Raw genomic sequence first — 15,741 nt, 5'->3', positions numbered from 1 at the left:
GCCTCACGGAGCACGAAGTCCCGCAGACCACTCTTCAGCGCTCGACGCCAATGGCCGTCACAGCAATCATTGAGCTTCGATGGCGGGCCCACCTCAAGGGGGCCCGAATCACGCTATCATACCATTTCACATGGCAATGCGGCAGGCTTGGTCTATGCAATCGCTCTCTTCTCACGAGCGCAAGAAAAACACGTCTCCTCATGTCCCGCTGACAAGCGCATCCGACTGGGGGAGTGGCACCCGCCTTGGCGTTTCGCCATAATGAGCCCCTTTGTGACGGAATAGGCCCATGTGGTTCAAGCACTTGCATCTCTATCGCCTGCACGACACGACGCCCATCGCACTCGAGGAACTCGAATCGGCCCTGGAGGCCTTCGCCTTTCGGCCGGTGTCGCCCAGTGAAGGCAAGCGCCTCGGCTGGCAACGCCCCGCGGGGCGAAGCGGCCAACAGCTCGTCCATGAGATCCAGGGTCATCGCCTGCTGTCATTGCTGCGCCAGGAGCGCCTGCTACCAGCCTCGGTGGTACGCGAGGAAGTAGAAGAACGCGCCGCCGAGCGCGAGGCCGCCGAAGGTAGCCCTTTGCCACGCCGCGAGCGTCAGGCACTCAAGGAACAGGTCGTGGAGGAATTCCTGCCGCGCGCCTTCACGCGCAGCCAACGCATTGATATATGGTGGGACACCCAGCGCGACCTCATCGCCGTCAATTGCGCCAGCCGCGCCCGTGCCGAGGACGCTCTCGACCTACTGCGCCAGTCGCTGGGCTCGCTGAAAGTCACGCCGCTGGCCGTGCGCCAACTGCCCTCGCGCAGCATGACCGCCTGGCTCGAGGATATCGCCTCGCGTCCCGAAGGACTGCAGCTGGGCGATCAGGTCGAGCTCAAGGACGCCAACGGCGACGATGGCGTGTGGCGCGCGCGAGGCATCGACCTCGACGGCGAAGAAGTGCAGAGTGTGCTCGCCAGTGGGCGTCAGGCCAGCCGCCTGGGTCTGGATGTCGAGGATCAGCTATCGCTGGTCCTGCACGACGATCTGACGCTCAAATCGCTGCGCTTCGCCGACGCCTTGCTCGACGAAGCCGCTCAACAAGAAGACGATGACGACCCCACGCTACGCCTGGAAACGGACTTCGCCCTCATGGCCCAAGTGCTCTCTGGATTCATCGAACAACTCATCGATTGGCTGGGCGGTGAAGCCGACCCGGCAGCGCCGACATCATGACGCACGCACCGACTCAATCCGCTCCCCACGATTTCGACGCCATTCGCCCTTATCATGACGACGAGGTGGCGACGGTACTCGACCGCCTTGCCCATTGCGACGAACTGCTCGACGCGATCACGCATTTCCGTCTCCCCCGGCTGGCGCGTTACGCGCCGCCCGTGGCGCGTTTCATCGCGCGCCTGGGGCTACAACACGAAATGCGCAACATTGAGAGCGTTACAGCCTTTCAGCAGCGCATCGCCCGCTACATGGCACGCATGATCGCCACCACCACGGATGCCTTCGAGATCGAGGGGCTCGAGCACCTCGACGCCGACAAGGCCTATCTGTTCATCGGCAATCATCGCGATATCGCCATGGACCCAGCGTTCGTCAATTACGCGCTCTACCAGAAAGGTCGCAATACCGTGCGCATCGCGATTGGCGACAACCTGCTGCAAAAGCCGTTCGTCAATGACCTGATGCGCCTCAACAAGAGTTTCATCGTGCCACGCTCGGCCAAGGGCAAGCGGGCAATGCTGCAGGCATATCAGACATTATCGCGCTATATCCGCCATTCGGTCACCGCCGATAACCACTCGATCTGGATCGCCGAGCGCGAAGGGCGCGCCAAGGACGGCATCGATCGCGCCGATACCGCCATCGTCAAGATGCTCGGCATGGCCCAGCGCATGGACGGCGGCGAGGCCGATATCGGTGCCGCGGTATCCGAGCTACGCCTCGTGCCGGTGTCCATCAGCTACGAATACGACCCCTGCGACCTCCAGAAGGCACGCGAGCTGTATGCCCGTCACACGGACGGCCGTTACGACAAGGTCGAATTCGAGGATATTCAGTCCATTGTCGCCGGTATCACGGGCCACAAGGGGCGTATTCGCCTGACCTTCGGCACGCCCTTGGGGAGCGAGTTCGCGACCCCGGAAGCCGTGACCCAGGAAATCGACCGCCAGGTACTGGCGAACTACCACATGTTCCCCAGCCATCAGCTGGCGCTGGAAGCCAGCGGCCTGGCACCGGAACTGGTCGACCTCAGCGAGGTCACCGATGCCGACCGCCAGCGTTTCGAAACGCGGCTGGCGTCGGTGCCCGAGCACCTGAGGTACTGGTGGTTACGCCAATACGCCAACCCCATCCTCAATCGCGCCGGTCATGTCGAGGAAGATGCCTGAGGCGTCACTTCCGCCAGAAGGTGGGCGTCAACAGCACCAGCACGGTCAGGATCTCCAGACGCCCCATCAGCATGCCCAGGCTGAGCAACCACTTGGCCGCATCGGGCAACGGCGCGAAGTTCCCCGCCGGCCCGATGATCGGCCCCAGCCCGGGGCCGACGTTGGAGACGGCGGTGGCCGCCCCCGACAGCGCCGTGACCAGATCCAGCCCCAGCAGCGCCAACCCCAGCGCCAGTCCCGCGATGGTCAAAAAGAAGAAGAACGAAAATGCAATGACGCCGCGCACGACCTCGTCACTCAACGGATTGCCGTTATAGCGCTGCGCGAACACGCCCTGGGCATGCACCAGGTGGCGCAGTTGCGTGAACAGCATGATGGCGCCGATCTGAAAGCGAAAGATCTTCATGCCGCCGCTGGTCGAGCCGCTGCACCCACCGACGAAGGTCAGGTAAAAGAACGCGGCGACGATCAGCGGTCCCCACTGGGTATAGTCGTCGGAAGCGTAGCCCGTGGTGGTGACCACCGAGATCACGTTGAACGCGACCTGGGTCAGCGCCTCGAAAAACGCCACGCCCCCGACGACGCGATACAGCGTCAACCCCAGTATCACTACGAACAGCAGCCCCAACAGTCCACGTACCTGCTGGTCCTGCCACAGTACCTGAGGCGTATCACGCAGCGCGCGAATGAACAGCACGAACGGTAGCGCACCACACAGCATGAAGAACGAGGCAAGCCACAGGATCAGCGGGCGATCGTGATAGACTCCGAAGGATGCATCCGAGTTGGCAAAGCCCCCGGTGGCCATGGAGCTCATGGCATGCACGACGGCATCCAGCGGCGTCATGCCCGCCAGGTAGTACGTCAGCATCGCCAGCAAGGTCCCGCCCAGGTAGATCGCGCCACTCGCCTTGGCGATGCCACCGGCACGAGGGAGCACCTTGTCGGACCAGTCCGACGACTCGGTCTGGAAAAGGCGCATGCCCCCGACCTTGAGGAACGGCAGGATAGCGATCGCCATGACGATGATGCCGATACCGCCCAGCCACTGCATCAAGCCACGCCATAATTTAAGGCCGTCGGATAAACCGTCGATGCCCACCAGCACCGTCGAACCAGTGGTCGTAATCGCCGACACGGACTCGAAGACGGCATCGGTAAAGGACAACTGCGGCGCCCCCAGAATCAACGGCAAACTCGCCCCAGCACTCACCAGCACCCAGCTCAAAGTGGTGAGAATGAACATCTGGCGCGGCCGCAGCAGAATCTCGACCCCGTGCGTAACGCCCCACATGAGGCACGCAGTACCAGCCACGATCGCAATCGACAGCGCAAAAGCAACACGGTCAGGGTCGCCCTCCAGAGTCAATATACCTAGCGGCACGACCATCAAGATCGCCAGCACGCCAAGCAATACCGCCAGAATCCTGACCACCGGCGCAGATACCACCAGGCTCCGCTTGATGCGTGGTTGAATCACCTCCACCTGTCTACCTCCTCGACCCCTGCGTCGCCGACGTCCCATGACCCACGGAGGCACGATAAACGGCGCGTCACTATAATCGGGCGCTACTATAAAGGGCGCGCAGGACTTTCTCCACTCGCCCGACCTCCACTCGCCCAGCACTCCTGCATTCACCGTGGCGGCCCACTGCCGTCCATCGCGACGATGTGCTATCGTCCGCGACATCGTACTGCGAGTCGATTCGCGACGCCGTGACCGCACGGCACGCGATCCCGCATGAACCACACGGAGAGAGCCCCATGAGTTCCGCGTCCGAAATGCAGAAAGTCCGGATCATCAACGAGCTGCGTGAATTCATCAAGAAACTGTTGCAAGATCCGGCGATTCTAGAGCAATCGCTCACCATCGCCCGAGCCCATTACACCGACGATGGCGATAGCCGCCAGATGTGGGCCACCATCGCCAACGAAATCTCAGACAATACCAGCGTGCATATTCCCGAAGACCCCAGCGAGCACTCGGAAGCCGACCGGCTGTTCCTGGAAGTGCTGAAGGAAGTCGTCGACGAAGGGAAGGCGTTGTACTGAAGCGGGAGGCTGGAAGGGTTAAGAGGGAAGAAGGAAGGGAAAAGAACGAAGAGCCTAGGAGAGAATCTAAAAAGGCCGGCGAATGCCGGCCTTTCGACCGTACTGAGTAAATGCTACTTAGTTAGTCCTCAGGATCACAGCTGCTGACGTATTCTTGAGGAATACCGGTGGTACATTCCCACGTGCCTTCAGCAGGATCATACGTATACGTTACATCCTGCCCATCAATGTTAGCGTTCGCGGTTGCATCATCACCAGAACCAAACTGATAAGTCACGGTCGCATTAGTGCCCTCTTCGCCACTCCACCCACCATCTGTATCGATAGCCCCATACTCACCTTGCATCTGAATGCCAAGATCATTACTCAAATCAACAGGCTGCCCTTGATCGACACGTTCCTGAATGGAAATCTTGGCGCCGCCCAGCAGTGAGTGCGCTTCGGCGAATTGCGAGCGTGCGACGTAGTTCTGGTACTGCGGTATGGCGATGGCAGCGAGGATACCGATGATCGCGACGACGATCATCAGTTCGATTAGCGTGAAACCGCGTTGCTGACGTTCCATTAGACTCTCCTGTGATCCCTTGTTGAATACCCTGCTATTCGCTTTTTGGCGAGCCCGGCGCGGGCGGATGATAACGCGTTGCGCGCGCTCCAGCGAGGCGCCGACACCATGCCGGTTTTCTGTGAGGCAGCCACCTAGGATGTTACGTTAAATTACACTTCTCGTACTGGCAAGATGATCGAGGTTAAAGTTTACCTGATTTCGGCCGATCATATACTAATACGCTAATTGACGAGTTATCTCATGCCAAGGGTCACCATGACGGTCATGCATGGGGTAGGATGCGAGAAGTCACGGGGTATCGGCCACCCCACCTGGTCACTCCTTTTGGTGTCGAAACGCTTATGCATTCGTCTTCATCGTCGTCTCCTACCACTCCCGGCACGCCGCTTTTGAAAGGGCTCGCCGCACGCCTGGTCGCGGAAGGCCTGATCGAGGAATCCAAGGCGCAGCATGCCTTGGAGGCCGTGCACGACACGCATCAGTCGGTGCTCGAATACGTCATCGAGCAGCGCTGGGTTCCCGCACGAGAAGCCACCCAGAGTGCGGCGTGGGAATATGGCCTGCCGTTCGTCGACCTGGAGGCCATCAGTACCGAGCGCCTACCCATCGGCGAGGGGCTGTCCGACACACTGATTCGCCGCCTCGGGGTACTGCCGCTGGCGCGTGGCGAACGTCACATTAGCGTGGCAATCCCCTATCCCTCGACGCTTGCACACCTCGATGAGCTGCAGTTCACCACCGGGCTTACCGCAGAAGGCGTTTTGGTAGCCACCGATCAACTGCAGCCGGCCATCGAACGTTATCTCGTTCAGCGCGAGACGCATGGCATGCTCGAAGCCCTCGACGATGCCAGCGAGGCGCTCGAGACGCTCGATCTCGACGATGTCGCGCCTCTCAACGAGGGGCTGGACACCGACGATGACGATGCGCCGGTGGTGCGCTTCGTGCACAAGATGATGCTCGATGCCGCGCGGCGTGGCGCTTCGGATATCCACTTCGAGCCCTATGAGTCGACTTTCCGCATCCGTTTCCGCATCGATGGCATCCTGGTCGAGGTTGCGCGCCCGCCCTTCAATCTGCGCGCTCGCCTTTCGGCACGCCTCAAGGTCATGTCGCGGCTGGATATCTCCGAGCGTCGCTTGCCGCAGGATGGCGCCATCAAGTTGCGCGTTTCGGCCTCGCGCACCATCGACTTCCGCGTCAGCACGCTGCCCACGGTGCACGGCGAGAAAATCGTGCTGCGCTTGCTGGATGCCGGCGCTACGCGTCTGGGTATCGATGCACTGGGCTTCAGCGAATCGCAACAAGCGCTGTTCGAACATGCGCTCGCGCAGCCGCAGGGGATGATACTCGCCACCGGCCCCACCGGCAGCGGCAAGACCGTGACCCTGTATACCGGACTCAACATCCTCAATACCGATGCGCGTAACATCGCCACCGCCGAGGACCCCGTCGAGCTCAAGCTCGATGGCATCAATCAGGTCAATGTGCTGCCCAAGATTGGGCTGGATTTCGCCAGCGCGCTGCGCGCCTTCCTGCGCCAGGACCCCGATGTGGTGATGGTCGGTGAGGTCCGCGACCTGGAAACTGCGGAGATCTCCGTCAAGGCTGCGCAGACCGGCCATTTGGTCCTGTCGACGTTGCACACGAATTCGGCGGCAGAGACCCTGACACGCCTGCGTAACATGGGTGTGGCGGCGTACAATATTGCAAGCTCGGTGACATTGATCGTCGCCCAGCGGCTGGTGCGCCAACTCTGTCCGAACTGCAAGACACCCGTCGAGCTGCCTCGCGAGCTCTTCTTCGAGGCAGGCTTCACGACACAGGAAATCGAGACCGCGACCTGCTATCGCGCCACGGGCTGTACGCAATGCACCCACGGCTACAAAGGGCGCGTCGGTCTCTATGAAGTACTCCCCGTCAGCGAAGCCATGAGCAAACTGATCATGGCCGACGGCAATTCATTGGAACTCGGCGAACTGGCCCGTCAAGAAGGCCACCCCGATCTGCGGCGCAGCGGTCTTAGCAAAGTACTCGCGGGCATTACCAGCCTCGAGGAAATCAATCGCGTGGTGCTGGAATGAGCGATCCGGTCAAGTGACATGAGGACAACGACATGGCGGTAGCAACACGCAGCAAGGCGCCTCGGCGCGTCGTCCTGCACCGCTGGCGGTGGAAGGGCAAGAACTCCCGCGGTGAAACCATCCAAGGTGAACTGGTTGCCGCGGATGAAATGGGCGTGCGCCAGGAGCTCGGGCGTCAGAACATCCTCGTCAAGCGGATTCAGCGCGTGCGTAGCCCTTTCGGGCTGGGTCGCATACGTCCGCAGGACATCACCCTGTTCGCGCGCCAGATGGCAACCATGATTCGTGCTGGCATTCCCTTACTGCAGGCGTTCAGTGTCGTCTCTGAAAGCCTTAAGCGCCCCGCCATGCATCATCTCATCGAGACGTTGATGAACGAGGTCTCGGCCGGCGCCAGCTTTTCCGAAGCACTCTCACAGCATCCGCAACATTTCGATCGCATGTTCGTCAACATGGTCGAAGCTGGCGAACAATCCGGCTCGCTGGATCGAATGCTAGAGCGTGTCGCCAGCTATAAAGAAAAGATCGACTCGCTGCGCTCCCGCGTGCGCAAGGCGCTTTATTATCCTGCCGCCGTCGTACTCGTGGGCATGGGGGTGACCGCCCTGCTGCTGATCAAGGTCGTACCACAATTCGAGAGCCTGTTTCGCGGTTTCGGCGCCGATCTGCCCGCCTTCACGCAATTGACCATCCATCTCTCGGAGTGGGTACAAGCCTATTGGCCGCACCTGCTTGGCGCCTTCATCGCGGCCGGCGTGCTGGTACGTCTCGGTATACGGCGTTCGCCGCGCTTCGCCTATCGCGTCGATGGGCTGATGCTGCGCCTTCCGGTGATCGGCGATATCCTCGACAAGTCGTCGGTGGCACGCTTCTCGCGGACCCTGGCGACGACCTTCAGCGCTGGGGTGCCCTTGGTCGAATCACTGCATACTGCGGCAGGCTCGACCGGTAATCGCATCTACCAGCGTGCCATCGACGAAGTACGTGAACACGTCGCCAGTGGCCAGCAACTCAACTTCGCCATGCGCGCTACAGGGCGCTTTCCCAATCTGGCCGTGCAGATGATCGGGGTCGGCGAAGAGTCCGGCGCGCTGGACGCGATGCTCAACAAGGTGGCGGATTTCTATGAGGAAGACGTCGACACCAAGGTCGACGCCCTGACATCGTTGCTCGAACCCTTCATCATCGTGGTGCTGGGCGTTCTGGTCGGCGGCCTCGTGGTGTCGATGTACCTGCCGATCTTCGAGATGGGTTCGGCCATCTAGGACGCTACCGCGTTTCCCAATTTATCCGCCCCGGCATTTCGCCGGGTGCGTTCGTTTCAGGAGTGGCACGTTGCTCGCCGATATCTCTTTACCGTGGCTGGCCGCAATGGCGTTCGTCCTCGGTACCTTGCTGGGCAGTTTTCTCAATGTCGTCATCGTACGCTTGCCGGTAATGCTGATGCAGCAATGGCGCCAAGAAGCACGCGATGCGCTGGCGCTTCCTGAGGAAGAGGTCGCGCGCTACAACCTGTGCACGCCACGCTCGCAATGTCCGAACTGTCGCCAGCCAATCGCCTGGCACGACAACCTGCCCCTGATTGGCTGGTTCAAGCGGCGTGGCCGCTGCGCGCATTGCCAGACGCGTATCAGCGTGCAGTACCCGCTGATCGAACTGATGGCGGGCCTATTGTTGGCGAGTGTCATCATCGTACATGGCGCCACCTGGGCGGCGCTGGCTTGGAGCGGACTGTGCCTGGCGCTGCTGGTGCTGGCTATCATCGATCTACGCACCCAATTGCTCCCCGATATCATCACGCTGCCATTGCTCTGGGCCGGCCTGCTTTATCAGCTCTTCTTTCAGCCCTATATGCTCGAGAATGCCGTCGTCGGCGCCATGGCCGGTTACGTGCTGTTGTGGAGCTTCTACTGGCTGTTCAAGTGGCTGACCAAAAAGGAAGGAATGGGCTACGGTGACTTCAAGCTGTTAGCGGCGCTGGGCGCCTGGTTCGGCTGGACGATGCTGCCGATGCTACTGATGATCTCCGCCGGGTTGGGTGCGATCATCGGGGTACTGTTGCAGCTCTCGCTGCCACGCTTGCGCGGCATGCCGCTACCATTCGGGCCCTTCCTCGCCCTCGCCGGATGGATCGCGGTACTCTTCGGTGCACCACTACGCGCCTGGACCGGCTTATGAGGAATCTGTCATGACATCCGCCGCCCCCATCATCGGCGTGACCGGTGGCATCGCATCGGGCAAGTCCACCGTCGCCGCCATGTTCGCCGAACTGGGAATTCCCTGGGTCGATGCCGATCTCGTGGCACGCGACATCGTCGCACCCGGTGAACCCGCGCTGGACGAAATCGTGGCACGTTACGGAAACTCGCTGCTCGACGCGCACGGCGAGTTGCAACGCCGCGCCTTGCGCGACATCGTGTTCGCCGATGACGGCGAGCGCCAATGGCTGGAAAGCGTCACGCATCCACGCATCCGTCAGCGATTGCGTGAGCGTCTCGAGGCGATACGCCAGGGTCCCGCCCCCTATGGGCTACTCGTGTCGCCGCTGCTGTTCGAGACGGATCAAGTCTCGCTGGTCGACCGCCGCCTTGTCATCGATGTTCCCGAAACGCTTCAGGTGACCCGCACTCAAGCGCGCGATGATGTGAGCGAATCCCAGGCGCATGCTATCCTCGCGGCACAGATGCCCCGCCAAGAGCGGTTGGCGCTTGCCGACGACGTGATCGAGAATCATGGTGACATGACGGCGCTGAAGGCGCAGGTCGCCTCGCTCGATGCGCGTTACCGGCAACTATTCGATGGTACCCATCAGGAGCACTCGCTTTAGCATGACGGAGACATCCCAAGACCGCCCCCTTGAAGTCGCTTGCCCCCAGTGTCGCACCAAGGTCGCCTGGACAACCGACAACCCGTACCGCCCCTTCTGCTCGAAGCGCTGCCGCTTGCTCGATCTTGGCGCCTGGGCCGATGAATCCCACCGTATCGCGGGGGAGCCTGCCATGGACGAGACCGATCTCGACCGCTTGATCGACGATCTGGAGCGCGGCGAACCACGCCAATGAGGCATAAACGCCAACGGCCCGCCAAATGGCGAGCCGTTGGTATGCGATACCGCGCTGTCGCGACGAAGCGAGCGCGTTATTTCCAGAGATCGCGAATCGTCGCGATCCCCTGAGCGCCCACCGCACGCGCCTGGTCGATATCGTCTCGCGTGACGCCACCTAGCGCATAGACTGGCATGCCCGCGGTTTCCACCAGTTGCTGGAAATCATGCCAACCGACCGGTGCAGTGTCGGGATGGCTCGGGGTCACGCGCAGCGGCGAAAAGGTCACGAAATCGCAGCCAATCTCGGCAGCCTGCTCGAGTTGGCGAGGATCGTGCGTCGACGCCCCCAGCCACTTATCATGGGCGATGGGGCGATGCTTGAGTGCCATCAAGGAACGACTGGGCAAATGAATGCCATCGGCATCGATATTGTCGAGCAGCGCGGGATCGCCATTGAGAATCAAGCGCGCCTCGTAGCGGCGACAGAGCGCCAGCGCTTGCTCGGCACGCTTTAGATACGCGCTCTCATCCAACGTCTTGGCCCGCAGCTGCACCAGGCGAACTTCCTCATCACGCAAGGCGCGCTCAAGCTTGTCGAGAAACACCGTATCGTCGGCTTCCTCATCACTGATCAGATACTCATGCGGCAGACACACCGCGCGCAAGATCGGGTGATTGGCTTCCGGAAACGGGTAATTATTCAGCTCGTGCTGCGGCACCCAGCGCACCGCCTGGCCTTCGCGCCCAAAGGGCTCGCCCTCGAACTCATGTACCTGCCAGACATCGAGCAAAATGCGTTTGTCGGCATATTCATGGTGAACGCGAATGAGTGGTTGAGCGCGCAGGATTTCAATGCCCAGCTCTTCGCGGAGTTCACGCCTGAGCGCTTCGAAACCGGTTTCGTAGGGTGCCAGCTTGCCCCCGGGGAACTCCCATAACCCACCCTGATCGACGATCGAGGGACGGCGTGCCAGCAGCACATGACCATCCTCGCGAATGATGGCAGCCGCCGCTACGTGTACCCTTCTCTTCACCATGTTGGTCATTTCACCTTGACTGACTGTTCATGATCCGCGGACCGAAGACGGCCCGCTTATCGCTGCTGCCATCCGTACTCGGCTAGTCGTACTGTACGACTAGCACTCAGCTACGGTAGTCGGCATTGATGGAGACATAATCGTGTGACAAGTCCGACGTCCAGACCGTCGCCGCGACATCTCCGCGTCCAAGATGGATACGAATCGTGATCTCGGACTCGGCCATGACCGCGCTTCCCGCCGCCTCGGTATACGAAGCCGCGCGGCCGCCGCGCTCGACGAGCGCCACTTCACCGAGATCGATAGCGATACGCGACACATCCAGGTCGGATACCGGAGCACGCCCAACCGCCGCCAAAATGCGTCCCCAATTGGCGTCACTGGCATAAAGCGCCGTTTTCACCAAAGGCGAATGCGCCACGGTAAAGGCAACGTCCAACGCTTCCTGCCGAGTCGCTGCGCCTTCGACCTTGAGAGTCACGAACTTGGTCGCGCCCTCGGCATCACGGATGATGGCCTGCGCCAATTCTACCAGCACCTCGGTTAACGCCGCAGCAAAGCGCGACTCGTGCTCGTCGGTATCGATGCGAGCACCGCGTCCAGTGGCAGCCAATGTACAGGCATCGTTGGTCGAGGTATCCGAGTCCACGGTGATGCAATTGAAGGACTCATCGACGGCACGCCGCAACAGTACTTGCAGGCGCGCGTCGTCGATGGCGGCATCGGTGAAGACGAAGCTCAGCATCGTGGCCATATCGGGCTTGATCATTCCTGAGCCCTTGGCAATGCCGTTGATCGTCACCGGCTGGCCGTCGATCTCGATACACGTCGTGGCCCCTTTGGCACGCGTATCCGTGGTCAGAATGCCTTCGCCTGCGGTCTGCCAGCCATCTACCGACAACGCGGCAAGTGCCTCCGGCAAGGCATCGCATAGCTGCGTCACTGGCAGGGGCTCGCCGATCACGCCGGTCGAAAACGGCAAGACGCACTGCGCGTCGACACCCGCCAGCTCGCCTAACGCCTGGCAACTCTGCTCGGCATCGTGCATGCCCTGCTCGCCCGTACCGGCGTTGGCGTTACCGGTATTGATCAGCAGATAACGCGGCCTGTCCGTCTCGAGATGATGTCGCGCCACATGCACCGGTGCCGCGCAAAATGCGTTGCGCGTAAACGCCGCCGCCAGGGTCGTCGCCTCGGGCAACTCGATCACCACCAGATCACGGCGCCCCGCTGTCTTTATACCTGCCATCGCCGCTCCCAGGCGAATGCCCTCGATGGCCGGCATCGCCGGAAAACTCGCTTCCCCCACCGCCATGTCGTCTCTCCTCACGCCACGTTTGCCATGAGCTCAGCTCAATTTGCCGTGGCAATGCTTGTATTTCTTGCCGGAGCCGCAAGGGCACGGGTCGTTGCGGCCCACCTTGGGGCCTTCGCGGCGTACCGGCTGTCCATCGTCTTCGTCGCCAGTACGTTCCTCGCCTTCGGCGGTCACCGCCTCGGCTGAAGCCACGGCGTCTTCATGAACTGGCTGGCTGACCGCACGCTCGCGCTCCAGCGTGGCACGCCGCTCACGTTCCAACTCATCGACCTCTTCCTGACGCCGCACTTGCACATGACTCAGGATGCGGATGACATCGTGCTTGATGTTGGCCAGCAGCGTCTGGAAGAGCTCGAAGGCCTCACGCTTGTATTCCTGCTTGGGATTCTTTTGTGCATACCCACGCAGATGGATCCCGCGACGCAGATGATCCATCTGCTGCAGGTGTTCCTTCCAACGCGTATCGAGCACCTGCAACATGACCTGTTTTTCGAAGCGGCGCATCAACTCCGGTCCGACGGCCTCGGCCTTGCTGACGAAGAGACCGCGGTGCTGGTCGTGAAGACGTTCACGCAGCAGGTCTTCATGGAAATGTTCGTCTTCTTCGGCCCATTGCACCAAGGGAACATCGAGATTGAACTCTTGCTTGAGGTAGTCCTGTAGCCCGGGCAGATCCCATTGCTCGGCCAAGCTTTGTGGCGGCACATAACTAGTGATGGCCTCGGACAAGACCTGTTCGCGAATCTCCGCGATATTCGACGAGAGATCATCGGTAACAAGCACTTCATCGCGCTGCTGATAGACAACACGCCGCTGATCGTTGGAAACGTCGTCGTATTCCAGCAATTGCTTGCGAATGTCGAAGTTGCGACCCTCGACCTTTTTCTGGGCACGCTCAACGGCGTTGGACACCATCTTGTGCTCGATCGCCTCGCCGCGCTCTAGTCCCAGGGCATTCATCAACCGCTGTACGCGATCAGAGCCGAACAGCCGCATGAGGTTGTCTTCCAAAGAGAGGAAGAAACGTGTCGACCCCGGATCGCCCTGACGGCCGGAGCGCCCACGCAACTGGTTGTCGATACGCCGCGATTCGTGGCGCTCGGAACCAATCACGTGGAGACCGCCCGCGGCAAGTACAGCATCGTGGCGTTCCTGCCATGCCGCCTTGAGTGCAGCGAGCTGATCTTCGGAAGGATTATCGAGAGCCGCCGCTTCGGCTTCCCAGTTACCGCCAAGCACGATATCGGTACCACGCCCGGCCATGTTGGTGGCGATGGTCACGGCACCAGGCTGCCCCGCCTGGGCGATGATTTCCGCTTCGCTCTGGTGCTGCTTGGCGTTAAGCACATTGTGCGGTATCTGATACTGCTGCATCAGCTGGGCGAGGTATTCGGAGGTATCGATCGACGCCGTGCCCACCAAGATAGGACGCCCCGCTTCGCGTTGCGTCTTGACGTCATCAATGATGGCTTCGAACTTCTCCTCACTGCTCATGTAGACCAAGTCGTTATGATCCACACGCACCAAAGGACGGTTGGTGGGAATCACCATGACATCCAGCCCGTAAATCTGGCGGAACTCGAACGCCTCGGTATCGGCAGTCCCCGTCATCCCCGACAGCTTGTCATACAGACGAAAGTAATTCTGGAAGGTCGTCGAGGCCAGCGTTTGGCTCTCTTTCTGGATTGTCACGCCTTCCTTGGCTTCGACCGCTTGGTGCAGCCCCTCGGACCAGCGGCGACCCGGCATGCTACGCCCGGTGTGCTCGTCAACGATGACTACTTCATCGTTGTTGACGATGTAATCGACATCGCGATGATAGAGATGGCGCGCACGCAACGCCGAATGTACATGCTGTAGCAGCCCCAGATTCTGAGCCGAGTAAAGCGAGTCGTCTGCGCCCAGAAGCTCCGTTTCTCTGAGTATCCCTTCCAGTTTCTGGTGGCCGGTTTCCGTCAGTTCCACCTGCTTTTGTTTCTCATCGAGAATAAAGTCCCCACTGGTCGGGTCCTCTTCGTCGCTGCACTCGTCGAGTCCCAGGGACAGCTGATTGATACGACGATAAAGCTCGACGTTTTCTTCGACCGGGCCGGAAATGATCAGCGGCGTGCGCGCCTCATCGATGAGAATCGAGTCGACCTCGTCGATGATCGCGTAGTGCAGCGCACGCTGGACCTTATCGTCCAGCGAAAACGCCATGTTGTCGCGCAGATAGTCGAACCCGAACTCGTTGTTGGTTCCGTATGTGATATCGCAGGCGTAGGCTTCGCGCTTCTGAGCCGAAGCCTGGCCGGAGTAGATCGTGCCCACGCTGAGGTCGAGAAACTCGTAGAGAGGGCGCATCCACTCGGCATCGCGGCTCGCCAGATAATCGTTGACCGTCACCACGTGTACGCCCTTGCCCGGCAACGCATTGAGATAAACCGACAAGGTGCCAACCAGGGTCTTGCCCTCACCGGTTTTCATCTCGGCGATGCGTCCTTCGTGCAGCGTCATCCCACCGACCATCTGCACATCGAAGTGACGCATTCCCATCACACGCTTACTCGCCTCACGCACGACGGCGAAAGCTTCGGGAAGTATCTTGTCAATGGATTCGCCTGATTCCAGGCGCTTGCGGAACTCGCTGGTCTTTGCCGTCAGCGCGGCATCATCGAGAGACTCGAACGTGGGTTCCAACACGTTGATGGCCTCGGTGGCCTTACGCATGCGTTTGACTTCGCGCTCGTTCTTCGAGCCGATAAACTTACGTACGATAGTATTGAGCATGTGAGATCCTGAAATCCAAAAGTGCCTAAAACGTCATATCGGCCACCGCCATCGGCGCGGTGCCGGCGTCGACATCAGGCGGCTAGTCGCCCGATATCTCGGAACAAGACACTGTGTGGCGGACCTCGGCGCGAGAGGGCATCCAACCCTACGCTTAACACATGATAGAAACGCTGCGGCAAGCGCCACAGGCGAGAAGACCGAGGGCGACGCCGCCCAGTACCCAACAGTCGTTTGCGTCGCGCCACACGATACGATTGGGCACGGATGGCTTCCGGCGCCATCAGGCAGATCTGCGTCAACCGCCCGGCGATACGCAACGCGTCGGAGTGCATCAACCCTGCCGGCAATAGACACCCGACCAACAGACCGGCAAGCCACCATTGCGCACGGTGGCGCGTGCGAACACGACGCGGCGACGTTGAGCTATGGTGCGTAGCGCTGGTCATGCTATCGACGAGCTCCGGCTCATGGTA

General features: G+C 60.7%; 14 protein-coding genes. 8 read left to right on the top strand and 6 right to left on the bottom strand.

What is annotated here, in order from left to right; translation table 11 throughout:
- The first annotated feature begins 289 nt into the window (after positions 1–289).
- Together LUN51_RS10655 and LUN51_RS10650 are read left to right on the top strand one after the other, a co-directional pair.
- Complete coding sequence (locus tag LUN51_RS10655) at positions 290–1,219, top strand: recombination-associated protein RdgC (protein ID WP_040241727.1); 930 nt, start codon at positions 290–292, stop codon at positions 1,217–1,219.
- Positions 1,216–2,391, top strand: a complete 1,176-nt coding sequence (locus tag LUN51_RS10650) for a 1-acyl-sn-glycerol-3-phosphate acyltransferase (protein ID WP_277811235.1) — start codon at positions 1,216–1,218, stop codon at positions 2,389–2,391. Before LUN51_RS10655 ends, LUN51_RS10650 begins: the two co-directional genes overlap by 4 nt.
- Before the next feature lie 4 nt (positions 2,392–2,395).
- Here LUN51_RS10650 and LUN51_RS10645 read toward each other — a convergent pair whose 3' ends face one another.
- On the bottom strand, positions 2,396–3,877 hold the full coding sequence (locus LUN51_RS10645; RefSeq protein WP_277811234.1) for a TrkH family potassium uptake protein: 1,482 nt from the start codon (positions 3,875–3,877) through the stop codon (positions 2,396–2,398).
- Between the two features lie 278 nt (positions 3,878–4,155).
- Between LUN51_RS10645 and LUN51_RS10640 the strand changes: the two genes are divergently transcribed.
- Positions 4,156–4,443, top strand: coding sequence for a hypothetical protein (locus LUN51_RS10640; RefSeq protein WP_277811233.1), 288 nt, complete (start codon positions 4,156–4,158; stop codon positions 4,441–4,443).
- A 121-nt stretch (positions 4,444–4,564) separates the two neighbouring features.
- On the opposite strand, the gene LUN51_RS10635 is transcribed toward LUN51_RS10640, so the two are convergent.
- Positions 4,565–5,008 carry a pilin gene (locus LUN51_RS10635; protein ID WP_347276513.1) on the bottom strand — a complete coding sequence of 148 codons (444 nt, stop codon included), beginning with the start codon at positions 5,006–5,008 and terminating at the stop codon, positions 4,565–4,567.
- A 344-nt stretch (positions 5,009–5,352) separates the two neighbouring features.
- Between LUN51_RS10635 and pilB the strand changes: the two genes are divergently transcribed.
- From pilB to yacG, 5 genes are all read left to right on the top strand, one after another.
- Positions 5,353–7,095 (top strand): type IV-A pilus assembly ATPase PilB, encoded by a 1,743-nt coding sequence (gene pilB, locus LUN51_RS10625; protein ID WP_277811232.1) that lies wholly within the window; start codon positions 5,353–5,355, stop codon positions 7,093–7,095.
- A gap of 32 nt (positions 7,096–7,127) precedes the next feature.
- Positions 7,128–8,360, top strand: a complete 1,233-nt coding sequence (locus tag LUN51_RS10620; RefSeq protein WP_277811231.1) for a type II secretion system F family protein — start codon at positions 7,128–7,130, stop codon at positions 8,358–8,360.
- Between the two features lie 70 nt (positions 8,361–8,430).
- On the top strand, positions 8,431–9,273 hold the full coding sequence (locus LUN51_RS10615; protein ID WP_431355570.1) for a prepilin peptidase: 843 nt from the start codon (positions 8,431–8,433) through the stop codon (positions 9,271–9,273).
- Positions 9,274–9,283: 10 nt separating this feature from the next.
- Entirely contained in the window at positions 9,284–9,922 is a 639-nt protein-coding gene (gene coaE / locus LUN51_RS10610) for a dephospho-CoA kinase (RefSeq protein WP_277811230.1), read from the top strand.
- A gap of 1 nt (position 9,923) precedes the next feature.
- Entirely contained in the window at positions 9,924–10,157 is a 234-nt protein-coding gene (gene yacG, locus LUN51_RS10605; protein WP_178997204.1) for a DNA gyrase inhibitor YacG, read from the top strand.
- 76 nt (positions 10,158–10,233) lie between these two features.
- Here yacG and LUN51_RS10600 read toward each other — a convergent pair whose 3' ends face one another.
- The 4 genes from LUN51_RS10600 to LUN51_RS10585 all read right to left on the bottom strand — a co-directional run bounded on the left by LUN51_RS10600 (position 10,234) and on the right by LUN51_RS10585 (position 15,714).
- Positions 10,234–11,178, bottom strand: coding sequence for a Nudix family hydrolase (locus LUN51_RS10600; RefSeq protein WP_277811229.1), 945 nt, complete (start codon positions 11,176–11,178; stop codon positions 10,234–10,236).
- Positions 11,179–11,284: 106 nt separating this feature from the next.
- Entirely contained in the window at positions 11,285–12,493 is a 1,209-nt protein-coding gene (gene argJ, locus LUN51_RS10595) for a bifunctional glutamate N-acetyltransferase/amino-acid acetyltransferase ArgJ (RefSeq protein ID WP_277811228.1), read from the bottom strand.
- A 33-nt stretch (positions 12,494–12,526) separates the two neighbouring features.
- The gene (secA, locus tag LUN51_RS10590) at positions 12,527–15,265 is read right to left on the bottom strand and encodes a preprotein translocase subunit SecA (RefSeq protein WP_277811227.1); all 2,739 of its coding nucleotides are present in this window, start codon (positions 15,263–15,265) and stop codon (positions 12,527–12,529) included.
- A gap of 74 nt (positions 15,266–15,339) precedes the next feature.
- Positions 15,340–15,714, bottom strand: a complete 375-nt coding sequence (locus LUN51_RS10585) for a hypothetical protein (RefSeq protein WP_277811226.1) — start codon at positions 15,712–15,714, stop codon at positions 15,340–15,342.
- Between the last annotated feature and the right edge of the window lie 27 nt (positions 15,715–15,741).

It is taken from the genome of Chromohalobacter canadensis (genome assembly GCF_029544075.1).
GTDB classification, from domain to species: domain Bacteria; phylum Pseudomonadota; class Gammaproteobacteria; order Pseudomonadales; family Halomonadaceae; genus Chromohalobacter; species Chromohalobacter canadensis_A.
This window is presented reverse-complemented; position numbering and strand designations above follow the sequence as displayed.